At 71.0% G+C, this 24487-nt stretch carries 19 protein-coding genes and 1 tRNA gene; 12 read left to right on the forward strand and 8 right to left on the reverse strand.

Annotation, left to right across the window (positions count from 1 at the left end):
* Window positions 1–4: 4 nt before the first annotated feature.
* Window positions 5–607 (forward strand): 5-formyltetrahydrofolate cyclo-ligase, encoded by a 603-nt coding sequence (locus tag B5F23_RS00190; protein ID WP_087350135.1) that lies wholly within the window; start codon window positions 5–7, stop codon window positions 605–607.
* Between the two features lie 6 nt (window positions 608–613).
* Here B5F23_RS00190 and aroQ read toward each other — a convergent pair whose 3' ends face one another.
* The 8 genes from aroQ to aroF form a co-directional block, all read right to left on the reverse strand.
* A complete protein-coding gene (aroQ, locus tag B5F23_RS00195; protein WP_087350138.1) occupies window positions 614–1549 on the reverse strand; it encodes a type II 3-dehydroquinate dehydratase in 936 nt (311 codons plus the stop codon).
* A gap of 178 nt (window positions 1550–1727) precedes the next feature.
* Window positions 1728–3014, reverse strand: a complete 1287-nt coding sequence (locus tag B5F23_RS00200; RefSeq protein ID WP_087350141.1) for a shikimate kinase — start codon at window positions 3012–3014, stop codon at window positions 1728–1730.
* Window positions 3015–4166, reverse strand: coding sequence for a bifunctional chorismate mutase/prephenate dehydratase (locus B5F23_RS00205; protein ID WP_206392168.1), 1152 nt, complete (start codon window positions 4164–4166; stop codon window positions 3015–3017).
* A gap of 273 nt (window positions 4167–4439) precedes the next feature.
* A complete protein-coding gene (aroC, locus tag B5F23_RS00210) occupies window positions 4440–5558 on the reverse strand; it encodes a chorismate synthase (RefSeq protein ID WP_087350146.1) in 1119 nt (372 codons plus the stop codon).
* On the reverse strand, window positions 5558–6874 hold the full coding sequence (aroA, locus tag B5F23_RS00215; protein ID WP_087350148.1) for a 3-phosphoshikimate 1-carboxyvinyltransferase: 1317 nt from the start codon (window positions 6872–6874) through the stop codon (window positions 5558–5560). Before aroA ends, aroC begins: the two co-directional genes overlap by 1 nt.
* Before the next feature lie 110 nt (window positions 6875–6984).
* Window positions 6985–8088 (reverse strand): 3-dehydroquinate synthase, encoded by a 1104-nt coding sequence (aroB, locus tag B5F23_RS00220; protein WP_087350151.1) that lies wholly within the window; start codon window positions 8086–8088, stop codon window positions 6985–6987.
* A complete protein-coding gene (locus B5F23_RS00225; RefSeq protein ID WP_275083129.1) occupies window positions 8085–8978 on the reverse strand; it encodes a prephenate dehydrogenase in 894 nt (297 codons plus the stop codon). The genes aroB and B5F23_RS00225 overlap by 4 nt, the downstream gene beginning before the upstream one ends.
* Complete coding sequence (gene aroF / locus B5F23_RS00230; protein ID WP_087350153.1) at window positions 8978–10003, reverse strand: 3-deoxy-7-phosphoheptulonate synthase; 1026 nt, start codon at window positions 10001–10003, stop codon at window positions 8978–8980. The genes B5F23_RS00225 and aroF overlap by 1 nt, the downstream gene beginning before the upstream one ends.
* A gap of 154 nt (window positions 10004–10157) precedes the next feature.
* Here aroF and B5F23_RS00235 point away from each other — a divergent pair.
* The 11 genes from B5F23_RS00235 to B5F23_RS00285 all read left to right on the forward strand — a co-directional run bounded on the left by B5F23_RS00235 (window position 10158) and on the right by B5F23_RS00285 (window position 24487).
* Window positions 10158–10234: transfer RNA gene (locus B5F23_RS00235), tRNA-Arg, on the forward strand.
* 334 nt (window positions 10235–10568) lie between these two features.
* Window positions 10569–12959 carry an HAD-IC family P-type ATPase gene (locus B5F23_RS00240; RefSeq protein WP_087350156.1) on the forward strand — a complete coding sequence of 797 codons (2391 nt, stop codon included), beginning with the start codon at window positions 10569–10571 and terminating at the stop codon, window positions 12957–12959.
* Window positions 12946–15627 (forward strand): aconitate hydratase AcnA, encoded by a 2682-nt coding sequence (gene acnA, locus B5F23_RS00245; protein ID WP_087350158.1) that lies wholly within the window; start codon window positions 12946–12948, stop codon window positions 15625–15627. The genes B5F23_RS00240 and acnA overlap by 14 nt, the downstream gene beginning before the upstream one ends.
* Window positions 15628–15636: 9 nt before the next feature.
* A complete protein-coding gene (locus B5F23_RS00250; RefSeq protein WP_087350161.1) occupies window positions 15637–16617 on the forward strand; it encodes a zinc ribbon domain-containing protein in 981 nt (326 codons plus the stop codon).
* A gap of 96 nt (window positions 16618–16713) precedes the next feature.
* Window positions 16714–17262, forward strand: a complete 549-nt coding sequence (locus tag B5F23_RS00255) for a peptidylprolyl isomerase (protein ID WP_087350164.1) — start codon at window positions 16714–16716, stop codon at window positions 17260–17262.
* 25 nt (window positions 17263–17287) lie between these two features.
* Window positions 17288–18592: a tetratricopeptide repeat protein gene (locus B5F23_RS00260; protein WP_087350171.1), complete on the forward strand. Its 1305-nt coding sequence runs from the start codon at window positions 17288–17290 to the stop codon at window positions 18590–18592.
* 9 nt (window positions 18593–18601) lie between these two features.
* Complete coding sequence (mreB, locus tag B5F23_RS00265; RefSeq protein WP_087350173.1) at window positions 18602–19645, forward strand: rod shape-determining protein; 1044 nt, start codon at window positions 18602–18604, stop codon at window positions 19643–19645.
* An 80-nt stretch (window positions 19646–19725) separates the two neighbouring features.
* The gene (gene mreC, locus B5F23_RS00270; RefSeq protein ID WP_241145747.1) at window positions 19726–20652 is read left to right on the forward strand and encodes a rod shape-determining protein MreC; all 927 of its coding nucleotides are present in this window, start codon (window positions 19726–19728) and stop codon (window positions 20650–20652) included.
* Window positions 20653–20664: 12 nt separating this feature from the next.
* Window positions 20665–21222 carry a rod shape-determining protein MreD gene (mreD, locus tag B5F23_RS00275; protein ID WP_087350180.1) on the forward strand — a complete coding sequence of 186 codons (558 nt, stop codon included), beginning with the start codon at window positions 20665–20667 and terminating at the stop codon, window positions 21220–21222.
* Between the two features lie 7 nt (window positions 21223–21229).
* Entirely contained in the window at window positions 21230–23263 is a 2034-nt protein-coding gene (mrdA, locus tag B5F23_RS00280) for a penicillin-binding protein 2 (protein WP_087350183.1), read from the forward strand.
* 12 nt (window positions 23264–23275) lie between these two features.
* Complete coding sequence (locus B5F23_RS00285; protein ID WP_087350186.1) at window positions 23276–24487, forward strand: FtsW/RodA/SpoVE family cell cycle protein; 1212 nt, start codon at window positions 23276–23278, stop codon at window positions 24485–24487.

A 24487-nucleotide genomic window follows, 5' to 3' on the forward strand; every position in this document is an offset into this window, starting at 1 on the left:
TCCCGTGGCAAGCTCATACGGCACGGACGCCGACAAGAGCTCCCTCAGGAGCAACTACCTCAGCGTCCGTCGGACCATCCCCGCCGCGAGTCGCGTCTCCTCCGACTCCGCCATCCGCGCGCAGCTGGAGCGCTTCGAGCTCTTCTCGCACGCCCGTACGGTGCTTTCCTACGTCTCCTTCGGGGCCGAGGTGGACACGCGCGAGCTCATCTGCGCCCTCATCGCCGGGGGCCGTCGCGTGGCCGTGCCGCGCGTGGACGGGGAGCGCCGCCGCATGGACTTCTGCGAGATCGGCGGCCTCGGCGAGCTCCTGCCGGGCGCCCACGGCATCCTCGAGCCGGACGAGGACGCGCCGGCGCTCACGGTGCCGGACATGGTTGGCTCGGTCTGCCTGGTCCCCGGGCTCATCTTCGACGGCGCGGGGCACCGCGTGGGCTACGGCGGCGGCTACTACGACCGGTTCCTGGCGTTCTACCCGGGTGACAAGATCGGCCTGGCGAGAACCACGATGCTCTCGTCAAACCCGCTGCCGCACGACGGGACCGACGTCCCGGTAGACTTCATCTGCACCGAGGGCGGCGTCTGGGGCTGCCGCGCGTATCGCTGATCCTGGCTAGATGCCGAGGTGCGCCGCCATGTCGAACATGGCCTTGCGATAGCCCTCCACGCCCATGCCGGCGATCGTCTCGAAGCACGCCGCGCGGATGTAGCTCACCTTGCGGAACTCCTCGCGCTCGTCCACCTTGGAGATGTGGATCTCGATCATCGGGAGGCCGACCGCCTTGGCGGCGTCGAGGATGGCGATCGAGGTGTGCGTGTAGGCGCCGGGGTTGATGACGATGCCGGCGTAGGAGCCGTAGGCGTCCTGGATGGCGTCGATGAGGTCGCCCTCGTGGTTGGACTGGAAGCACGTGCACTCGGCGAAGCCTGCGTCGCGCGCCGCCTCGTGGCAGATGCGCAGCATGTCCTGGTAGGAGTCGTGCCCGTAGATGTCGGGCTCGCGGATGCCGAGCATGTTGATGTTGGGCCCGTTGATCACGAGCACGCGCGCGGGTGCCGCGGCGCGTGCGGGGGAGGTCTCGTCGGGACCTGCCGCGACGCCCTCGTCGGCCGCAGGTGCGTCCATCGTGTCGAGCAGGCTCACCAGGTCCTCGACGCTCGTCTCGTCCTCCTCGTCCCGGGCGGAGTCTCCCTCCCCGGCGGCGAGCGCTGCCCCGAGCAGCGGGTTCTGGGTGATGTGGACGTGGAGCGGGGCCGCCGGGGCGCCGGAGCCGGCGAAGTCGTCGTCCACGCCCTCGATGCCGGTGAGCTTGACGAGCGCCTCGTGCACGGCCTCGACCTTGCCGGGGCCAAAGACGACCTCGATGCCGTTCTCGCCGCGCTTGACAAAGCCGAGGACCCCGTGCGCCGCGGAGAGCTGGTCGGTGTCAACGAGGGAGGGGTTCTCCGTCTTGATCCTCAGGCGCGTCATGCAGATGTCGTTGGCAGTGACGTTGTCCCGGCCGCCCACTGCGGCGAGGACCTCCTCCGCTATCTGCTGTCTGTCCACGTCGCGACCCTTCCCGTCGTCGAATCGCGAGCGGGAGCCCCGTCTCCTCACTCACCACATTTCCCGACACATGCTCTGGCCTAGATTCCCTGCACAGTATACGGGGGTCGCCCGACGCCCCCGCCTCAGACCGCCGAGCGGTCCCGCAGACGGCGAGAAGCGCCGCAAAACTGCACGTTTAAAGCACAAGCAGCCTGCGGGCGAGCTCTGCGTCGCCTGCGGGCGATCCCGTGCACGGGAGCGTCACGTCCGCCCACGAGCGGTAGGCGTCCATCCGCTCCGCGGCGAGGCGCTCGACCCCCTTGGTCTGGGACATGGGCCTCCCGTCGTCCGAGAGCTCGGCGATAGGCCGGTCGAGAAACACCACGCGTGCGTTCTGCCGGATGAGGTCGCGGTTCTCCTCGCGCGTGACGACCCCGCCGCCGCAGGCGAGCACGAGTCCCGAGCGCGCGGCGTAGCGGCCGGTGACCTCGGTCTCGACGGCACGGAACGCCTCCTCGCCGTCCTCGCGGATGATCTGCGCCGCCGAGCGCCCGCACTCGAGCGCGATGGCCTCGTCGACGTCCACGAAGGGCCTCCCCAGCAGGCGGGCGAGCGCGCGGCCGCAGCTCGACTTCCCCGCACCCGGCATGCCGATGAGCACCACGTTCTCCGTCTGGGCGCGAATCTGGCCCTCGACCTCGGCCACGAGCGAGTCGTCGAGGTTGCGCCCCTGGAAGAGCTCGCTTGCGTAGAGCGCCTGGGCGACAAGCATGGCGAGCCCGCTCTCGGCGGGCAGCCCCAGTCGCTCCGCCGCGAGCAGAAGGCCGGTCCTGCGCGGGTTGTAGACCACGTCGAGGACGGCGACGAGCCCGGTGAGGGCGGAGAGGGTCGCCTCGTCGAGCGGCGAGGCGGGGCAGTTGGGGAACATCCCGACGGGCGTTGTGTTCACGACGAGCGCGGCGTCGGCGTGGCGCCGGGCGAGCCCCTCGTAGGTCTCCTTTCCGCTGCGCGAGACGGTGACCACGTCCATCCCGGCGTACTCCTCCAGCGCGAGGCGGACGGCCTGCGACGCCCCGCCCGAGCCGAGCACGAGCGCCTTGCGGGAGCCGAGCGCCTCGCTCACGCTCGAGCCCAGCTCGCGCCGGCAGAAGCGGGTGAGCATCCAGAAGAACCCGAGGACGTCGGTGTTCTCGGCGAGGATCGACCCGTCCTCCCGGCGTACGAGCGTGTTCGCCGCGCCGAGCCGCTCGACGCGCGGGCTGCGCTCGTTGGCGAGCTCGGCCGCGCGGCGCTTGTAGGGGATGGTCACGTTGAGGCCGCACCACGCCCCGTCGCGCACGAACGGGGCCACCTCGTCGGGCTCGAGCTCGTGGAGCGCGTAGGGGGCGGACCCCAGGCGCTCGTGGATCTGCCGCGACCAGCTGTGTCCGAGCGTGCGCCCGACGAGGCCGAACGGGGCGGCGTCGAGGTCCTTCTCGCCCATCTAGAGCACCTCCGTGTAGCTTCCGAGGTAGCGGAACTCCTGTGCGAGGCCGCCGACCGTGGAGAGGAGGGAGGCGAACTCGGGGGATGCCGCGGGGCAGTCGACGTCGAAGTAGAACATGAACTCGAAGTCGCGCTCCGGGATGGGGCGGCTCTCGAGCTTGAGGATGTTGACGTCGAGCGCGTAGAACTTTGCGAGGAGCTTGTAGAGCGTGCCCGGCTCGTGCGGCAGGACGATCATGAGCGAGGCGCGGTCGGCCCCGGGGTAGACCTCGAGTCGCTTGGAGATGCAGGCGAAGCGCGTGTAGTTGTTGTCGCGGTCCTGGACGCTCGCGCGCAGGACCTCGAGCCCGTAGAGGTCGGCGCAGGGGCGCGACGAGAGCGCGGCGACGTCGTCGCGGCCGGACTCCGCGACGCGCTTGGCGGCGACGGCGGTGTTCTCGCACACGTGCACGCGGACGTCGGGCAGGCCCGAGAGGAACTCGGCGCACTGGTTGACGGCCTGCTCGTGGCTGTAGATGTCGCGGATCGCCTCGAGGCGCGCGCCCGGGCGGGCGAGCAGGTTGTGGTCGACCTTGACGCGCGTGGTGCGCACCACGTAGAAGGAGTGCTCCATCATCAGGTCGAAGACCTGGTTGACCGAGCCGGCCGTGGAGTTCTCCAGCGGCAGGACGCCGTAGTCGGCGAGGCCCTGCTCGACGGAGCGAAAGACGCCGTCGAAGGTGGTGGCGTAGCTGATGGTGGGGTGGCGGAAGATGCGCTCGGCGGCTATCTGCGAGTAGGCGCCCTCGACCCCCTGGCAGGCCACGTGGGCGGAGGGAGGGAAGAGCTCGGGCGTGCTCGCGCGGGCGGCCTCGACGCGCGCGAGCGTGGGGTCCTCGTTCGTGTCGGCGAGAAGCGCGTGCTGGCGCGAGCGCGAGGCCTCCATGAGGAGCTCCATCAGCACCTGCGCGTAGGTGGCGAGGTCCTCCGGGGCGCGTCGCGCGGCGTCGGCCACCTTCGCCCGCTCGCGCGCGGGGTCGAAGACGCGCATGCCGTGCTCGCGCTTGTAGGCGGCGACGCCCTCGGAGACCTCCGCGCGCCGGCCGAAGAGGCGGAAGATCTCCGCGTCAATCTCGTCTATCTGCTGTCTCAGCTCGGAGAGCTCAGCCATGTCGTTCCTTCCTCTCATGTACGTACCCGTGCGTTACCGGGCGGCGGGGCGGGAAGACCCGGCGCTCGGACAGCTTCGCGCGCACAGGACGCGCGCTGCAGAACTCGCGGCGGGCCTTCCCGCCCCGCCGCAGCCCGTCACGTTCTCGCTCGCCCCGGGTCAGGTGATACCGCAAGAGGGTCGGCGGCAAAAGGTCCGCCGCGAGTTCTTGCCGAGCGCTCTTCTCGGCAAGCTGTCCGAGCGCCGGACCTTTTGCCGCCGACCCCCGACGACTCACTCCTGCGGCGGCCAGGCGAGAAGCGCGTCGGCAACGGCGAGCGCGCAGACGGCCTCGACCACGGGGACGGCGCGGATCACGGCGGTGGTGTCGTGGCGCCCGTGGACCTTCAGCCGCGCCGGCTCCATGCTTGCGAGGTCGACCGAGTCCTGCTCCACCATGACGCTCGAGATGGGCTTGAACGCGCAGCGCACGAGCAGGGGAGCCCCGGTGGTGATGCCGCCGAGGATGCCTCCGGCGTTGTTGGTGCGCGGCACGCAGGCGCCGTCCCGGACCTCGTAGGGGTCGTTGTTCTCGGTCCCCCGCATGCGGGCCGCGGCAAAGCCGCGGCCGAACTCGACGCCCTTGACCGCGGGGATGCCAAAGAGGGCCCGGGCCATCACGTTCTCGATGCCGTCGAACATCGGCGAGCCCACGCCCGCGGGCAGCCCGCAGCACGCGCACTCGACGACGCCGCCCACGGTGTCCCTCTCGGCGCGCGCGGCCATGACGGCATCGATCATGCGCTGGCCCGCCTCGACGTCGAGGGTGGGCATGCGACGGCCGTCCGCGAGCGCGGACATCTCGCGGGCGAGCGCCTCGCGCGCCTCGACGGAGTTGTCGAGCGCCGAGAAGGGCGCGTCCTCGATGCCCGCGAGCTCGGCCACGTGGGCGCGGACGCTCACGCCGCGCGTGGCGAGCCACTGCAGCGCGAGGGCGCCGGCGGCGCACAGGGGGCCGGTGAGGCGGCCCGAGAAGTGCCCGCCGCCGGGGACGTCCTGCGCGCCGTGCCACTTGGCCCACGCGGTGAAGTCGGCGTGGCCCGGGCGAGGAACGTCGAGCAGGTTGCTGTAGTCCTGGGAGCGCGTGTTGGTGTTCTCGATGATGACGGCGAGCGGCGCCCCGCACGTCTCGCCGTCGACGTTGAGGCCGGAGACGATGCGCGGGAGGTCGGGCTCCCTGCGCGGGGTGCCCCACGGGTCGTTGCCGGGCGCTCGGCGCGCCACGAAGGCGGCGAGCGCGTCCTGGTCGACCGGCATGCCGGCGGGAAGGCCCTCGACCACGCAGCCGACGGCGGGGGAGTGGGACTGCCCGAAGACGCTCACGGTGAGGGCGGTGCCAAGCGAAGAGGGCATCAGCTCTCCTTTCTCACGTTGCCGCCGAGCGAGGAGAGGTCCTCGAAGAAGGCGGGGTAGGACTTGTTGACGCACTCGGCCCCGAGGATGGTCACCGGTCCCGCGCAGCGCCCGGCCATCACCGCGGCCATCATGGCGATGCGGTGGTCGTTCGCCGCGTCGACGGTTCCGCCGGCGAGCTCGCGCGCCCCCTCGATGACGAGGCCGTCGTCGAGGGCCGTCGCCCGGCCCCCGAGAGAGTTGATGGCCGCGGAGACGGTGGCGATTCGGTCCGACTCCTTGAGGCGCAGCCTGGCGGCCCCGGTGATGCGCGTGACGCCCTCCGCGAACGCGGCGACGGCGGCGAGCGGCGGGACGAGGTCGGGGCAGCTCGAGACGTCGAGCTCGCGCCCCGCGAGGCCGTCGTGGGCGCACGCGGCGCCCTCCGCCCCGCGCAGCACGCGCGCCCCCAGAAGCGCCAGCGCCGCGAGCGCCTGGCGGTCTCCCTGCGCGCTTCTCACGTCAAGCCCGCGGACGGCGACCCCGTCGTCCGAGAGCGCCCCGGCGGCGAGCCAGAAGGCGGCGTTTGACCAGTCGCCGCCGACCGACACCGTACCCGGCGAGACGAGGCCGTCCGACCCGGAGACGACGTAGGAGCGCGCGGGGCCGTCCGGGCCCTCGACGCGCCCCTCGTCGACGCCGACGCCGAAGCGCCTGAGCGCGGACACGGTGATGTCTATGTAGGGGAGCGACTCCACCGGCTCGCTCACGACGACCTCGACGGGGGCGGCCAGCAGGGGGGCGGCCAGCAGGAGCCCGCTCACGTACTGCGAGGAGACGTTCCCGGGAAGCGAGAAGCGCCCCGCCCGCAGGCGGCCGCCCACGCGAAGCGGCATCCTGCCCTGGGGCGAGAGCTCCGTCCCGTGCGCGACGAGCTCCTCGTAGAGCGGCGAGAGCGGGCGCTCCGGGAGCCTCCCGTGCCCGGTGAGGCTGGCGTCGCAGCCGAGGGCGGCCGCAACCGGCAGCAGGAAGCGCAGCGTGGATCCGGACTCCCCGCAGTCGAGCAGGGCCCCGCGGGCCGCCTCGGGGATGTTGTCGGTGGCCGAGGTCCCGCGCACGGGCACCACGCGGAAGCCGCGCCTCGTGCGGGTGACGCGCGCGCCGAGCGCCGAGAGGCAGCGCGCGGTCGCGTCGATGTCCTCGGACGTGGTGGTGCAGTCGATGTCCGTCGTCCCGGGGGCGAAGGCGGCGCAGATCAGCAGGCGGTGCGCCTCGGACTTGGAGGACGGCGCGGTGACCTCCCCGGCGAGGGGGCCGGGCTCTACGGTGACGTTCAAGTGGCCTCCAGAGTCGTGGGTTTGCTTGCGGACTATGCTAGCGCGGCGCGCCTCGGCGGTGCAGGCGGCGTCACAGGCGAGAAACGCCGGCGCGTGGCGCGGCGGGTGCGCTACCGTCCCAGGGCGACCAGCTCGGCGAGCTCGTCGAGGCTGACGCGGCGCACCTCGCAGCGGCCGACCTCGGCGGGCACGACCACGTTGACGCCGTCGCCGCGGCGCTTCTTGTCGTGTGCCATGTAGCGCATGAGCACGTCTGCGCCCAGCTCCGAGCCCGTGGGCAGGCCGTGGGCGGCCACGCAGGCCTCGACGCGCCCGGCCGTCTCGTCCGAGCACCAGCCGCGCCGCGCGGAGGCGCGCGCCATCATGCAGAGTCCCGCCGCGACGCACGAGCCGTGCCCGAGCGTGAAGTCGCTCGCGGCCTCGATGGCGTGGCCGATCGTGTGCCCGAGGTTGAGCGTCTGGCGCACGCCGCTCTCGCGCTCGTCCGCGTCGACCACGTCGCGCTTGATGGCCACGTTGCGGGCCACCACGTCGGCGAGCCGCGCCTCGTCGAGCTGGTCGGCCGTGATCGGGCGCGCAATAAGCTCGTCGAGCAGCGCGGCGTCAGCGAGCACCGCATGCTTGATCACCTCTCCGCAGGAGTCGCGGAAGAGCTCGGGCGAGACGCTCGCGAGGCAGCGCACGTCCGCCACCACGGCAGCGGGCTGCCAGAAGGCGCCGGCGAGGTTCTTGCCCGCGGCGAGGTCCACGGCGGTCTTTCCGCCCACGGAGGAGTCCACCATCGCCAGAAGCGACGTGGGCACCTGCACCACGGCAACGCCGCGCAGGTAGAGGGCCGCGGCAAGTCCCGCCATGTCGCCGGTCACGCCGCCGCCCAGGGCCACCACCACGTCGGCGCGCGTGAGCTCGCGCTCGGCCAGCGCCTCGAGGATCTCCCCGAGCGTGGCGAGCCGCTTGCTCTGCTCGCCGGCGGCGAACACGACGCGCTCGGCGACGCTATAGCCCGCCCCCGCCAGCGACGCCTCGGCCGCGTCCGCGTAGAGCGGGGCCACGTTGGTCTCGCTCACCACGCAGCAGCGGGCGCCGCCGGCCGCGCTGCGGGCAATGCGCCCCAGCTCAGAGAGCACGCCGGCGCCCACGGTCACGTCATAGTCCGCCGACGCCGCGCTCACGTGCACGACGCGGGGCGCCGCGGCAAGGCCCTTCTCGCTCATCTGCCCTCCACCTCGCGCTTGATGCGGTCGCCCTCGGCGAGAAGCGCCTCGAGGCGCGCTGCGTTGCGCTCGTCGATGGCGTCCTTGTACGCCTGCAGGCTCTCGATGATGGTGCCGATCTCCTCCGAGAGGAAGTCGGCGTTGTCCAGGAAGAGCTCGGTCCACATGGGCGCGTTCAGGCGCGCCACGCGCGTGAGGTCCTTGTACGAGCCGGCCGAGAAGCCCTTGTGCTCGCGGGCGGTGGGGCTCTTCACGTAGGCGTTGGAGACCACGTGGGCGAGCTGGGAGGTGAAGGCGATGATGCGGTCGTGCTCCTCGGCGGTGGCCAGCGTGAAGCTCCCGAAGGCGCAGGGCTCGAGAAGGCCCTTCAGGCGCTCGAGCACCTCGACGCGGGCGAAGTCGTCCATCGCGGGCGGCACCACCACGAGCGGCGCGCCCCTGAACATCGTGGCGCGCGAGTGCGCGAAGCCCGAGTACTGGGTGCCGGCCATGGGGTGGCAGCCCACGAAGGTGAAGGGGCGCCCCGCGCAGATGGCCTCGCAGCGCTCGCAGATGACGCGCTTCACGCCAACGGTGTCGATGACGATGGCGCCGGGCGCCACCAGGTGCGCGTTTGCCTCGAGCCACTCGATGGCCGATGCGGGGTAGCCGGCGAGGATGATGAGCTCGCAGGTGCCGACGGTGGCCTCGTCGAGCTCGCCGGCCACGGTCTCGATCATCGCGAGCTCGAGCGTGGAGCGCGTGCGGTTCCAGGCGAAGACCTCCACGCCCGCGGCGGCGAAGGCGCGCGCGAACGAGCCGCCCATGAGGCCGAGCCCCACGATGCCGACGCGTCCGGGCGCGAACGTCGACGTCTCGCCCGCGCCGCCTGCGTTCTTCTCGCCAGCCACTATGCCTCCTCGATCGGCGCGCAGACGGCCTCGCGGATGAGCGCGATGCGGCGCATGGCGTCCTCGAACTGCCTTGGCGTGAGGGCCTGGGCGCCGTCGGACCAGGCGGCCTGCGGGCAGTCGTGGACCTCGACCTCCAGGCCGTCGGCGCCGGCCGCGGTGGCTGCGTAGGCGGCGGGGCGCACGTAGCGCGTGTAGCCGGTGGAGTGGCTCGGGTCGGCGATGACGGGCAGGTGCGTGAGGTGGTGCAGCACCGGCACGGCGTTCACGTCGAAGGTGTTTCTCGTGCGCGTCTCGAAGGTGCGGATGCCGCGCTCGCACAGCATCACGTCGGCGTTGCCCTCGCTCATCACGTACTCGGCACTCATGAGCAGCTCGTCTATGGTCTCGGACATGCCGCGCTTGAGCAGCACGGGGCGCCCGGCGCGGCCCACCTCGCGAAGCAGGGGGAAGTTCTGGGCGTTGCGGGCCCCGATCTGCAGGACGTCCACGCCCTTCTCGACGAACATGGCCACGTCGCGCGGGTCCATGACCTCGGTCACGACCGGCATGTCCAGCTCGGCGCCGGCCTCCATGAGAAGGTCGAGGCCGCGCTCGCCCATGCCCTGGCTCGTGTAGGGGGAGGTGCGGGGCTTGAACGCGCCGCCGCGCAGCATCGTGGCGCCGGCGGCCTTGACCGCGCGCGCGATCTTGATGAGGTTGTCGCCCTCCACCGAGCAGGGCCCGGCGATGACCTGGAAGTTGCCGCCGCCCACGAGCACGCCGTGGCCGCAGTCGACGACGGTGTCCTCGGGGTGGAACTTGCGGTTGGCGAGCTTGTAGGGCTCGGTCACGCGCTGGACGCGCTCGACGATGTCCATGCTCTCCAGCAGGAACGGGTCGATGCGCGTGGTGTCGCCGATGATGCCGACGATGGTCTCGTTGTCTCCCTGGGAGACGTTGGTCTTGAAGCCGCGGCCCTCGATCCAGCTCACGAACTGGTCGAGCTGCTCGGGGGTGGCGGTCTCCTTGATGACTGTTATCACGCGGGCCTCCTGGTCCGGTCCTTATCCAAAAAAGCAGACGCCATGCTAGCACAGGGATGTATCGGCGCGGTTACGGCGGGCGCGCGATGACGCGCGACCGCCTTGCCCTCGATGCGTGCATCGTGCGGGTCGATTCGCTATACTGTGCCCACGCGCGCCCATAGCTCAGTGGATTAGAGCGTCTGCCTCCGGAGCAGAAGGTCGTGGGTTCGAATCCCCCTGGGCGCACCATTGCTGGCAGGAGGCCCGGGTCGTCGCGTGCGGCCTGGGCCTCTCACGTTCTTCTCGCCGCAGGACGTGCCGCTCCCGGTGCGTGCAGGTTATAGACGGAATGCTTCCGGAAAGCGTCCGCAAGCCGCACGTTTGTGACGGGCGTGCAGGTTGCGGACGGTTTGGCGGCCGAATTCGACCACAACCTGCGCCTTTCTCCGGGAGGGTGTCTCGCGGACGGCCCGCCCGCCCGCCGCTCTCTTCTCGCCAATCTATCTCTTTCGTAAGAAACGAATAGGACCCGCCGGCGCGTGGCACAATGTTCGACGTATGAGCCGCCGCGGAAAGAGATGACATGACCAACGAGAAGGACGCGCCGCTCGCCGGCCTCACCGACGCGGAGGTGGCCGAGCGCGTGGCCGACGGCCGGACCAACGCAAACACCGACGTCCGCACCAAGTCGGTTCGCCAGATACTCGCCGAGCACACCCTCACGCTCTTCAACGGCGTGAACCTCGCGCTCGCCCTGCTCGTGCTCGTCACCGGGCAGTACCGCAACATGCTCTTCATGTGCGTCGTGGGGGCGAACCTGCTCATCGGCGTCGTCCAGGAGGTTCGCGCGAAGCGCATGGTCGACCGCCTCACGATCCTCACGCAGAAGGAGGTCACGGTCGTGCGCGCCTCCGGCGAGCGCGCCGTCGCCCCCTCGGAGCTCGTGGCGGACGACCTCGTGAGGCTCGCGCACGGCGATCAGGTCCCGGCCGACGCCGTCATAGTGTCCGGCTTCGTCTCGATGAACGAGAGCCTGCTCACGGGCGAGTCGACCCCGGTGTCGAAGGGTCCTGGCGACGAGCTGCTCTCCGGCAGCTTCGTCGACTCGGGAAGCCTCGTCGCGCGCGTGACGCGCGTGGGCGCCGAGGGCTACGCCGCGCGCATCAACGCCGAGGCGAAGTACGTCAAGGCGGTCCGCTCCGAGATCCAGGACACCCTGCGCGCGATCATCCGCCTCGGCACGATCGCGCTCGTCCCGCTCGGACTCGGGCTCTTCCTGCGGTCGGTGCTCATGGACGGCGGCAGCCTCAACGACGCCATCCTCACCTCGGTGGCCGCCGTGATCGGCATGATCCCCCAGGGCCTCGTGCTGCTCACCTCCTCGGTCCTGGCGATCGCCACCTTCCGGCTCGGGCGCCGCATGGTGCTCGTCCAGCAGTCCTACTGCGTCGAGACCCTCGCGCGGGTGGACACCCTCTGCCTCGACAAGACGGGCACCATCACCACCGGCGAGATGGAGGTCGCCGAGGTGGTGGGCGCGCCCGGCGCCGGGAGGGACGAGGCCTCGCGCGCGCTGGCCACCATCGTCTCGGCCAACGAGGCCGACGCCAACGAGACCGCGCGCGCCATACTGCGCCACGCAGCCGAGCGCGGGATTGCAGCCGAGGGGGTCGCGCGCGCGGTGCCCTTCTCGTCCGCGCGCAAGTACTCCGGATGCGTCACCGCCGGGGGCCGCGCGCTCGTCATGGGCGCCGCCGCCTTCGTGCTCGGGGCTGGGCGCGCCTCCGAGGCCGACGCGCTCGCCCGCTCCTTCGACGCGACCGAGCGCGTCCTGGTGGTGGGGGAGGCCGCCGGCTTCTCCGAGGACGACGCCATCGTGGGCGACGTGCGCCTGCTCGGCTGCGTGGCCATACGCGACGAGATCCGCCCCACCGCGGCCGAGACCATGCGCTTCTTCCTCGACCAGGGGGTCGAGCTACGCGTCATCTCGGGCGACGACCCGCGCACGGTCTCCGCGATCGCCGCGCGCGCCGGCGTCCCGCTCGCCGAGCGCTACGTGGACGCCACGACGCTCGACACCCCCGAGAGGCTCGACGCCGCCGTGGACGAGGCGCGCGTCTTCGGCCGCGTGACCCCGCAGCAGAAGCGCGAGCTCGTCGCAGCGCTCCACCGGCGCGGGCGCACGGTCGCCATGACCGGGGACGGCGTCAACGACGTGCTCGCGCTGCGCGAGGCCGACTGCTCGGTCGCCATGGCCTCCGGGTCCGCGGCCGCGCGCAACGTCTCCGAGATCGTGCTCGCCGACAACGACTTCGCCCACATGCCGGAGGTGGTCGCCGAGGGTCGCAGGTCCATCAACAACCTGCAGCGCTCCGCGTCGCTGTTCCTCGTAAAGACGGTGTTCACCGCCGCGCTCGCCCTGGTCTGCATCGTGATGCCGCCCTACCCGTTCGTCCCGATCCAGATGTCTCTGCTCTCCACGGCCGTGATCGGCATCCCGTCGTTCGTCCTGGCGCTCGAGCCCAACCACGAGCTCGTGCGCGGCAGCTTCCTCGCCAACGTCCTCGCGCGGTCGCTGCCCGCCTCGGCGGCCATCGTGGTCGCGCTCGTCGCCGAGCTTCTGGCCGGACGCGCGCTCGGCCACTCCTTCGACGAGATCTCGACGGTCTGCACCGTGCTCGTCGCCTTCGTGGGCGTGGCGCTCGTCTGGCGCATCTCCCAGCCCCTCACGCCGCTGCGCGTGGCCCTGCTCGCCGTTGTCGTCGCCATTGTTGCGGGTGGATGTACGCTCGCGGCCCCGTTCTTCGAGATCGTGGGTCTGACGGGTAGCATGGGGGTGGTGATCGTGGCCGCGGGCGTGGTCGCGGTTGCCTTCTTCAACTGGATGTACGACCGCTCGCTTGCGAGCTACGAGTCGAGCGAGAGATTCGCCCGGCTGGTCAGGAAGGTGGAGGGTAGACATGGCAGCAAGTAGCGAGCTTCGCGAGGCGGTTCTTCTCGCCCGCCGTCCCACCAAGGTCGAGGCGGGCGGGCTGAGCCGGCTCGCCTACCTCGTCTCCGGCATCCCCGGGGCGAGCAGGCTCCCGCGCGCGCTCGTGGTGCTTCTCGAGAACGTGGTGCGCCGCGCCGCGACCGACGAGGACGCCGTGCGCATGGCGCAGGCCGTGGTGAGCGCCGGGTGCGCCGGCGAGGCGGGCTCCGAGATCGAGTTCATGCCGGCCCGCGTGCTGTTCCAGGACTTCACGGGCGTGCCCGTGTTCGTCGACTTCGCCGCGATGCGCGACGCGATGGTCGAGCGCGGCGGAGACCCGATGCGCGTCAACCCGCAGATCCCCTGCACGCTCGTCGTGGACCACTCGGTGATCGCCGACGTGGCGGAGTGCGCCTGCGCCGTCGAGAAGAACCAGCAGGTCGAGGCCGAGCGCAACCGAGAGCGCTTTGCCTTCCTCAAGTGGGCGGGCCGCTCCTTCGAGAACGTCGAGATCGTCCCGCCCGGCGGCGGCATCTGCCACCAGCTCAACATCGAGCGCTTCTGCGACGTGGTGACGACCGACGCCCTGAGCGCGCCCTCCGAGGTCGCGTGCTTCGACACGCTCGTGGGCACCGACTCCCACACCACGACGGCCAACGGGGTGGGCGTGCTCGGCTGGGGCGTCGGGGGCATCGAGGCCGAGGCGGCCGCCCTCGGGCAGCCCGTCTCCATGCTCGTCCCGCCCGTCACCGAGCTCAGGCTCTCCGGGAGCCTCCCGGCCGGGACCTCGGGCATGGACCTGGCGCTCACCGTGGCCGAGCTCCTGAGGTCGGCGGGGGTCGTCGGCTCCATCGTCGAGGTCACCGGCGACGGGGCGGCCACGCTCACGGCCACCCAGCGCGCCTGCGTGGCGAACATGACTCCCGAGTACGGGGCCACCGCGACGCTCTTCCCGGTCGACGACGCGACCTTCGACTACCTCGCCCTCGCGGGGCGCGACGACGCTGAGCTCGCCTTCGCGCGCGCCTACCTCGAGGCGCAGGGCGTGCTCGGCGCCGGCGGGGAGCGCACCTACGCGCGCACCCTCGAGCTCGACCTCGGCGCGGTCGAGCCCTCGCTGGCGGGCCCGTCTCGGCCGCACGACCGCGTCGGCGTGTCCGGCGTGCGCGAGCGCTTCGAGTCCGCGGCGACCGCGGCCGGGCGCGACCTGTCCGAGCGCGTCGAGGTCGACGGCGTCGGCGAGCTCGGCCACGGGGCCATCGCCATCGCCGCGATCACGAGCTGCACCACGGCCACCGACCCGGCCATGATGGTCGCCGCTGGCCTCGTCGCGCGCCACGCCGTCGAGCGCGGGCTCTCGCCGAGGCCCTGGGTCAAGAAGGTGCTCGCGCCCGGCAGCCACGCGACCGAGCTTCTGCTCGAGCGCTGCGGCCTTGCCGAGCCCCTGCGCGCGCTCGGCTTCTCTACCTGCGGATTCGGCTGCATGAGCTGCATCGGCAACTCCGGCGAGATCAAGGCCTGCCTCAAGGACCTCGCCTCTCGCCTCGAGCTCACGAGCGTCCTGTCGGGCAACCGTAACTTCGAGGGTCGCATCTCCCCCGACGTGAGCCAGAACTACCTCTGCGCCCCCGCGCTCGTGGTCGCCTACTCGCTCGCGGGGACGATGGACGTGGACCTCACGAGCGAGCCGGTCGGGTACGGCGCGCTCGGCGAGCCCGTCATGCTCGGCGACATCATGCCCACCGACGAGGAGCTCCGCGCCACGCTCGACGCCCACCTCGACGCCTCGCTGTTCGAGGAGGGCTCGCGAGGCCTGCTCGAGGGCTCCGAGGCCTGGCGCTCCATCGAGGCGGGGGAGTCCCGGTCGACCTTCGCCTGGGACCCCGACTCCACCTACGTCCGGCGCGCGCCCTACTTCGAGCTCGCGCGCGAGCGGAGCGTCGTCGAGGTCGAGGGGGCCCGCGCGCTCGCGCTGCTCGGCGACTTCGTGACCACCGACCACATCTCCCCGGCGGGATCGATCGCCGCCGGCTCCCCGGCCGCGCGCTACCTCGAGGAGCGCGGCGTGGCCCCCGCCGACTTCAACACCTACGGGGCGCGCCGCGGCAACCACGAGGTGATGGCGCGCGGCACCTTCGCCAACGTCAAGCTCAGAAACGCCCTCGCGGACGGACGCGTGGGCGGCTGGACGAGGAACCTGCTCAGCGGGGAGATCGAGACGATCTTCGACGCGGCCGAGGCGTACCGGGCCGCGGGCGTCCCCCTGGTCGTGGTCGCGGGCAAGCTCTACGGGTCCGGATCGAGCCGCGACTGGGCGGGCAAGGGGCCGCTGCTTTTGGGCGTGCGCGCCGTCATCGCGGAGAGCTTCGAGCGCATCCACCGGTCCAACCTCGTCCAGATGGGCGTCCTGCCGCTGCAGTTCATGGAGGGCCAGGGCGCCGACTCGCTCGGCATCCGCGGCGACGAGACCTTCGACGTCGCCCCGGTCGACCTCTCGGGCGGGCTCCCGTGCCCCCGGACCGTCGAGGTGACGGCGACGCGACCGGACGGCTCCGCGTTCAGCTTCGAGTGCGTCGTGCGCATCGACACGCCGATGGAGGGGGCCTTCCTCTCGAGGGGTGGTATCCTCCCGTACGTACTCGAGAGCCTTGACGAGCCCGGGAGGGAGTGACCGCCCTCGATGAAGTGCCCCCACTGCGGCGCGGGCGTGCCTGACGGCGCGCTCTCGTGCCCCGCCTGCAGGACCGCGCTCGACGTCACGCAGAAGATCTCCCTCGGCGACGCGACGTGGTGCCCGAGCTGCGGCGCGCTCGTCGCGCCGGGGGAGCAGACGTGTCCCAAGTGCGGCTCGTCGCTCGTCCCGGAGGACCCGGTGCGCCCCACGCGCGACCTCGACCTGCCCGAGATAGGCAACACGGGCATGATGGACGCGCTCGACTCGGGCGAGACCGGCGTCATGACCCGCATCGAGAGCGCGATCCCGCCCGAGGGGGACGAGTCGTCGCGCTCGGCCCTGCGCGACCGCATCCCGCGGCCGCGCTCGTTCGCGCTCGCCGCGCTTCTCGCCGTGGTCGTGGTGGGCGGCGCCGCGGTGCTCATCACGCACCCCTGGGACCCGACCGCGACGCAGACCAAGGCCACGACGCCCGCCGACACCTCCATGTCGGGCTTCCCCGGCATCCTCGAGTCCCTGACGGGCCAGGACGTCCGCGGCGGGTCGGACGGGGAGGGGGCCGAGCAGCTCGACGCCTTCAGCGTCCTGGAGAGCTCCTACGAGTCCCTCTCCGCGCTCTCCGAGCGCGTCGACGCGAGCGAGGAGAGCCTGCGCGACGTTGGCGTCTCGGGAGACGACGACGCGCGCTCCAAGGGCCTCTCCGACGCGCAGGCGATCTCGCTCGAGGTCTCCAACCTCATCTCTCAGGTCGGCATGCTCGACGACGGGGGCGGAGCCTACTCGGACGACATCTCCAACGTCATCACGCTCGGAAACTGGCTGCGCAACCGCTGCGACGCCCTCACCGAGGCGTGGCAGCGCTCGGTGGACGCCGAGGACCCCGCGGCCTCCGCGTCCTCGATCCTGGCCCCGGTGGAGGGCTCCTCCGACTACGCCAGGCTCTTCTCGGAGAACTACGATGCGTGGAAGCCCGAGCAGGCCTCGTGATCGTCTCTGCCGAATATGTGAAACGGGCTCCTTCCTGCTAGAATCTAAGAGCTGAAGCAAGGGGGAGGTCCGCTCGCCCGTTCGAAAGGGACGAACATGGGTTTCATTCGCGATGCGCTCTACACGCCTGCCTACGAGGTCGTCGGTGACGAGGTCGCCGTGCTCGACACCTCCCAGGGCACGATCCGCGTGCGCCTCGACGGCGCCGGCGCCCCCGTGCACGTGGCCAACTTCTGCGAGCTCGCCGAGAAGGGCTTCTACGACGGCCTCAAGTTCCACCGCTACGTCCCGGGCTTCGTGATCCAGGGCGGCTGCCCCAACACGCGCGACATGACCCCCGAGGCGGTCGCCCGCGGCGAGGCCGGCCCGACCGGGCGCCCGGGGACGGGCGGGCCCGGCTACCGCATCCGCCAGGAGTTCACCACCAACCCGCGCAACTCTCACGAGGACGGCGCGCTCGCCATGGCGCGCTCCATGGACCCCGACTCCGCGGGGTCGCAGTTCTACTTCTGCCTCGGCCCCCAGCACGGCCTCGACTCGGGCTACACCGTCTTCGGGCAGACCGTCGAGGGCATGGACGTCATCTCCGCGCTGCGCCAGGGCGACGTCATCAACTCCGTCACCATCGAGCACGTCGGCGCCTAGCGCCGTCACCTTCCGGGAGGCCACCGTGAACCAGCAGGCATACGAATCGGGCAAGCGCGCGTACCAGAGCGGCGACTGGCTGGGCGCCGTCACCTACCTCGGCGAGGCCAAGGCCGCCGGAGAGCTCTCGGGCGAGGTCGACCACCTGCGCGGCAACGCCTACATGAAGCTCGGGCAGTTCGAGTCCGCCGCCCTGTCCTACGAGTCGGCCCTCGCCGACGCCGCCTACGGCAAGCGCGGCGCGCTCTCCTGCAACCGCGGCCGCGCGCTTCTCGCCGCCGGACGCGACCAGGAGGCCGTCTCCGCCCTCACCGAGGCCGTCCAGGACGGCTCCTACGCGACGCCCTACAAGGCCTACATGGCCCTCGGCTCCGCCTACGAGCGGCTGGGGGACGTCCGCAACGCCGGCATCGCCTACCGCGCCGCCGCCATCGACGAGTCCAACCCCGCGCCCTCCGTCGCCCTGTGCGACCTCGGCAGCTGCTTCATGAGGCTCGGGCGCGCCGTGGACGCCGTCGAGGCATACCGCACCGCGCTCGACTTCACCACGCCGCTCGAGAGCCAGAACCAGATCTGGTGCGACCTCGCGCTCGCCTACGTGGCCGCCAACCGCATGTCCGAGGCCGTCGACGCCTTCGCGCACGCGACCTCCGACGGCAGCTTCCAGCTCTCCCCGGAGGCCCAGGCCTCCTACGACGCCGCCCGCAAGGCCGTCGCCTCCATCTCGAGCCGCCGGCCCTCCGAGACCGACGCCTTCCTGGCCGCGGCCGGCTACGGCGGCGGCTACGACCCGCTCGACCCCACGGGCGAGTCCGGCGAGCTCATGCCGTCCCCCGAGGACACCGGCTTCTTCTCGGTCACCGAGGAGGACCTCGTCCAGCAGGACAAGGCCGACCGCAGGGTGCGCCGCAAGCACCGCCACACCGGCCTCAAGGTGCTCGTCTTCGTGCTCGTCCTTCTCGTCCTGGTGGTGGGCGCCGTCGTCTTCGGGTACACGCAGGGCTACGGCTGGCCCACGCAGCAGGACGTCGTCGAGTCCCTCTTCCAGGCCAAGACCGACGGCACCGACATCTCGCAGTACGCGGCGACGGGCACCTCCTCCACGCAGCTCCAGGAGATGTCCGACGCCCTTCCCGCCGGCGCGCAGGTCAGCATCACCGGCATTGACCGCTCGATGACCGACTCCACCGTCAGCGTCTCCGCCACGCTGGCGGCCGGCGGCGAGCAGGACTACACCGTGGAGCTCGTGCGCGACGGCATCGGCTGGAAGGTCAGCTCCGTCACGCCGACCTACGCATCCCAGAGCGGCTCCGGCACCTCGACGAACTAGGGACGGACCATGTCAATTCTTGACTCTCTCTTCGGTGAGTACGGCGGCGACCTCGCCATCGACCTCGGCACCGCTAACACGCTCGTGGCGGTGCGCGGCCAGGGCATCGTCATCAACGAGCCCTCGGTCGTCGCCATCGACAAGTCCGAGAGCCGCGTGCTTGCCGTGGGCGCCGACGCCAAGCGCATGATCGGCCGCACGCCCGGCTCCATCATCGCGGAGCGCCCGCTCAAGGACGGCGTCATCGCCGACTTCGACGTCACCGAGGTCATGCTCCGCTACTTCATCGAGAAGGCGCGCGAGCGCCGCTACCCGTGGTCCCCGCGCCCGCGCGTCGTCGTGTGCGTCCCCTCGGGCGTGACCTCCGTCGAGAAGCGCGCGGTCTTCGAGGCCACCATCCAGGCCGGCGCGCGCCAGGCCTACCTCATCGAGGAGCCCATGGCGGCCGCCATCGGCGCCGACCTGCCGATCGAGGACCCGACCGGCTCGATGGTCGTCGACATCGGCGGCGGCACCACGGAGGTGGCCGTCATCTCGATGGGCGGCATCGTCGTGTCGCAGTCCATCCGCACCGCGGGCGACGAGTTCGACCAGACGATCCTGCAGCACGTCCGCGACGCCTACAACCTCTCCATCGGCGAGCGCACCGCCGAGGACATCAAGATCAAGGTCGGCTCCGCGGCCCCGCTCGCCGAGGAGCTCGACGTCGAGGTCAATGGCCGTGACGTGATGAGCGGCCTGCCCAAGACGGTCCGCATCGAGAGCGAGGAGATCCGCCGGGCGCTCGACCGCCCGCTCGACGAGGTCACCAAGGCCGTCAAGGACGCGCTCGACGTCACGCCCCCGGACCTCGCCTCCGACCTCATGTACTACGGCATCCTGCTCACGGGTGGCGGCGGCCTGCTGCGCGGGCTCGACCAGCGCCTGCGCGAGGAGACGGGCGTCCCCGTCAACGTGAGCCCCACGGCCCTCGAGAACGTGGTGAACGGCTGCGCCAAGGTCCTCGAGGCCAACGCGCTCTCGGGCGGCTTCGTCCAGAGCACGGGCCAGTAGGCGTGCCCCTCTCCACCAGGGGTCGGGGGGCGGCGCCGACCATAGGGAACAGCAGGCAGTCATCAGGTGGGCGCGCCCTCGTGGTGTGCGCCGTCCTGTCGGTGGCGCTCTTCACGCTGAGCTGCAGGACGGGGGAGTCCGGCCCGCTCGGCGTCGTGCGCTCCGCCTTCCAGACCGTCACGATGCCGGTCCGCTACCTCGGGGCGACCGTCGCGGCACCCTTCCAGGGGCTCGGCAACATCTTCACCAACCTCACCGCCGACCAGGCCACGCTCTCCGAGCTGCAGGCCGAGAACGACCAGCTCCGCGCGAGGAACGTCGAGCTCGAGGAGGACGCCGAGAGTGCCCAGCGCCTCCAGGACCTGCTCGACCTGCGCGACGCCAACAACCTCCAGTCGACGGCGGCCCGCATCATCTCCGGGTCGACCGACTCCTGGAGCTCCACGGTCACCATCGACAAGGGCACGAGCTCGGGGCTCACCGCGGGGATGCCCGTGACCTCCTCGAGCGGCATCGTCGGGCAGATCATCTCCTGCAGCGCCTCGACCTCCGTCGTGCGCCTGCTCACCGACGAGAACTCCTCGATCTCCGCGATGATCCAGTCGAGTCGTGCCCAGGGCATGCTCGACGGCTCGGCAACGGGGGAGGTCACCCTCACGCTCGTCCGTACGAACCAGCAGGTGAGCGTCGGGGACACCGTGGTGACGAGCGGCCTGGGGGGCGTCTTCCCCAAGGGGCTCGCCATCGGCCAGGTCACGAGCGTCGAGAACAACCCCGGCTCGCTCTACCTCGACATCGTGGTCGAGCTCTTCGCCAAGGCGGAGACCACCGAGGAGGTGCTCGTCATCACCTCGCTCACCGAGGAGCAGCAGGCGAGCGCCGAGGACATCGCCGAGGCGGACGCGCAGGAGCGCGAGGGCTCCGGGGCCTCCTCGACCGACGAGGGGACGGACGCCCCGACCGACGGCTCCGAAGAGGGCGCGTCGGACGACGCGGGACAGCAGTAGGGGAGGTGCGGGATGCTCGTAGCCGACAAGAACCGTGACGTCAGGACCTGCGTGGTCCTCGCGATCGTGTGCGCCGTCGCACAGCTCGCCCTCGCCCCCAACGTCGGCCTCGGCAACGGGCGGGCAAACTTCGCGCTCGTGTTCTCCTCGTGCGTGGCCCTGCTCATGGGCGGGAGGCGCGGCGTCGTGGCGGGGTTTGTCGCCGGCCTCTTCTTCGACCTCTCGACGACCGGGCCCGTCGGGCTCATGGCGTTTTGCCTGACGGTCAGCTCCTACGTGCTCGGCCTCGAGGGACGCGACCGCATGTCGGGCGACCTCGGCGCGTCCGTGGCGCTCTTCTCGGCCTCGGCGCTCGCGGTCTCGCTCGTCTACCACCTCGCCATGCTGCTCGTCGGCCAGGCCGACTCCGTGGTGGACGTCCTGTTCCTGCGCACGCTCCCCACCGCGGCCCTGAGCGTCGTCTTCTTCCTCCCGTTCGCCTACTACTTCTCGAGGGTCCGCTCGTCCGGATCGGGCCTCGGCTCGTCTCGCGCGGCGCGCGGCGGGCACTTCTCCAAGAAGGGTCTGTAGGGCGGCCATGGACCTCACGCTGCTCATCGTCATAGTGTGCGTGGTCGTTGCGGTCGCGCTCGTGGTGGTCTTCGTCGTCTTCGGGCGCTCGGAGGCCAACTTCACCTTCGACATCGGAGGCGCCTCCCCGCGCGCCTCGGGCGGCTCCGACTCCTCGACCGAGAAGACCCTCTCCGGGCGGCTCGTCGGGCTGGCCGTGGTGGTGGGCGGCGTGTTCACCACGCTCCTCGCGCGCCTGTGGTCCATGCAGCTCGTCTCGAGCGACGAGTACGCCGCCCAGGCGGAGAGCAACCGCACGAGCACCGTCTACACGCAGGCCCCGCGCGGGCGGATCCTCGACCGCAACGGGCGCGAGATCGTGGTCAACCGACCGAGCCTCACGGTGGTGGCGAGCTCGGACGTGCTCGACGACGACGTCGAGATGCAGCTGCTCGCCAACCTCATTGGCATGCCTACGCAGGCGGTCCGCCGCAAGATCCAGGACACGACCGAGGGCCAGCAGAGCCTGAGGACCGTCTCCACCGACGTCTCGCGCCGCGTCGTGGCGTTCATCGGCGAGCACCCCGAGGTCTTCCCGGGCGTGGCGACCCAGGAGCGCAGCGTGCGGTCCTACCCGCACGGCTCGCTCGCGGCCCACATCGTCGGCTACACCGGCACCGTAACGGCCGAGCAGCTCGAGGCGAGCGCCGAGGCGACCGACGGCATGCAGTACCGATCCGGGGACGTGGTGGGGCAGTCCGGCGTCGAGTACCAGTACGAGAGCGTCCTGCAGGGCATCCGCGGCGAGCAGGTCGTCTACGTCGACGCCGACGGCAACGTGCTCGGCCTCTCCTCGAGCGTCGAGGAGCAGAGCGGCTCGGACCTCGTCCTCACGATCGACCTCGACGTCCAGCAGGCGGCCGAGGACTCGCTCGAGCGCGTGATGAACGAGCTGCGCGACACCGGCTACGCCGCGACGGGCGGCTGCGTCGTCGCGGTCGACTGCACCAACGGAGAGGTCATCGCCCTCGCGAGCGCACCGACCTTCTCGCCGAGCGTCTTCACCGGCGGCATCTCGACGGCAGACTGGAACGCGCTCAACGACGAGGGCGCCAACTACCCGATGATGAACCGCGCTATCTCCGGGCAGTACCCCTCCGGCTCCGTCATCAAGCCGCTCACCTCCTTCGCCGCGCTCGACTACGGCGTGTGCAACACAGGCAGCAGCTGGTACTGCTCGGGCTGGTGGACGTGGGACGGCGACCCCAACAGCCTGCCCGTCATGAACTGCTGGTGGGAGACCGGGCACGGCTCCATGAGCCTTGCCGACGGCATCACCTTCTCGTGCGACGTCGTCTTCTACGAGATCGGCAAGGGCTTCTACAACATCGACTCCGAGGGGATGCAGGAGACCTTCCGCCGCTACGGCCTGGGCTCCCTCACCGGCATCGACCTGCCGTCGGAGGCGTCCGGGCGCGTGCCGGACGCCGAGTGGAAGTGGAACTACTTCAAGGAGCTCGGCTACTCCGACGAGGACAGCTCCTGGAAGGGCGGCGACAACGCCAACATCGCCATCGGGCAGGGCGACATGCTCGTCACGGCGATCCAGATGGTCTGCGCCTACTGCAGCATCGCCAACGGCGGCCCCGTCTGGAAGCCGCACGTGATGCGCGGCGTCCGCTCCAAGATAGGGGACGGCTTCGTCTCCGAGTACCGCTGCGAGCAGATCAGGGACGTCGAGGAGGACCAGTCGTTCAGGGACGTGATCGCCCAGGGCATGGAGGGCGTCATCTACCGCGAGGACCCCTCGCAGGCATCGCACTGGACCAACCTCGACGTGACCGTGCGCGGCAAGACGGGAACCGCAGAGCAGCCGGGCGGCGACCCGATCGGGTGGTTCATCGCCTACGCCCCCGCCGACGACCCCAAGTACGTGGTCGGTGGCAACATGGACCGCGTCCTCCAGGGCGCGAGCTCGGCCATGTACGTGGTTCGCGACGTCTTCGGCGCGATCTACGGCCAGCCCGACACCTCGACGGCCACGACCACCATCGCTGACTAGGGGAGGGATTCGATGGCGCTCGACATGACGGGCCCGGGAACGGGCGGAGGCGCGCTGTCCTCGCTCGCCCAGCGGGCGACGGGCCGCGGCGGCGCGGCGCGCGTGAGCAGGAAGCGCGGCCCGCTCGCCGACCTGTACCTCTCGCAGCTCATCCCGGCGCTTCTCGTGGTCCTCATAGGGGTCGTCACGATCTGGTCCGCCTCGCTCACCATCCCCGAGGCGAGCTTCACGAGCCACCTCGCGGGCGTGGCGATCGGGTGCGCCGCGGCCGCCGTCGTGTGGCGCTACGACTGCCGCTCCCTCTCGAACATGACGACGGCGCTGTTCGTGCTGGCCTGCTTCCTCATGATCATGCCCCGCATCCCCGGGCTTGGCTACGAGGTCAACGGCATGATGGGCTGGGTGCGGATCGGCCCGCTGCGCTTCCAGCCCTCCGAGCCCTCCAAGATCGTCACGATCTTCCTCATGGCCTCGGCGTGCGCCCAGTACAACGGCAAGATCGAGACCTTCCGCGACTACGCCAAGCTCTGCGCCACGCTGCTCGTGCCGCTGCTGCTCATCCTCACGCTCGACCTGGGCACCGGCCTCGTCATCTTCTTCATCGGCGCTGCCATCATCATCTGCTCGGGCGCGCCGCGCTCGTGGGTCCTCGTCACGATCGCGCTCATCGTGGGCGCCGCCGCGTTCGTCGTCATCACCTCCATGATCGACGGGCTGCCCCACATACTCAAGGAGTACCAGCTCAACCGACTCATCGTCTTCGTCGACCCGGGCGTGGACCCCACGGGCAGCGGCTACAACCTGCGCCAGGCCATGATCGCGGTCGGCTCCGGGGGCTTCTTCGGCAAGGGCCTCGGCAACGCCTCGCAGGCGCTCACCGGGTTCGTCCCCGAGGCGCAGACCGACTTCGTGTTCTCGCTCTTCGCCGAGCAGTTCGGCTTCGTCGGATCGCTCGTGCTGCTCGGGCTCTACGCCTGGATGATCCTCTCGACGATCCTGCTCGCCATGAGGACGGAGTCGACCTTCTCCAAGCTCCTCCTGGTGGGCTGCGTGGCCATGTGGACGTTCCAGATCCTCGAGAACGTCGGCATGTGCCTGGGCATCATGCCGATCACGGGCATCCCGCTGCCCTTCGTGAGCTACGGCTCGTCCTCGATGCTCGTCCAGCTCATGGCCGTGGGGATCGTCCAGTCGGTCTGGAGGCACCGCCAGAAGGCGGCGTAG

Origin of the sequence: Olsenella sp. An188 (assembly GCF_002160255.1) — a bacterium.
GTDB lineage: Bacteria > Actinomycetota > Coriobacteriia > Coriobacteriales > Atopobiaceae > Thermophilibacter > Thermophilibacter avistercoris.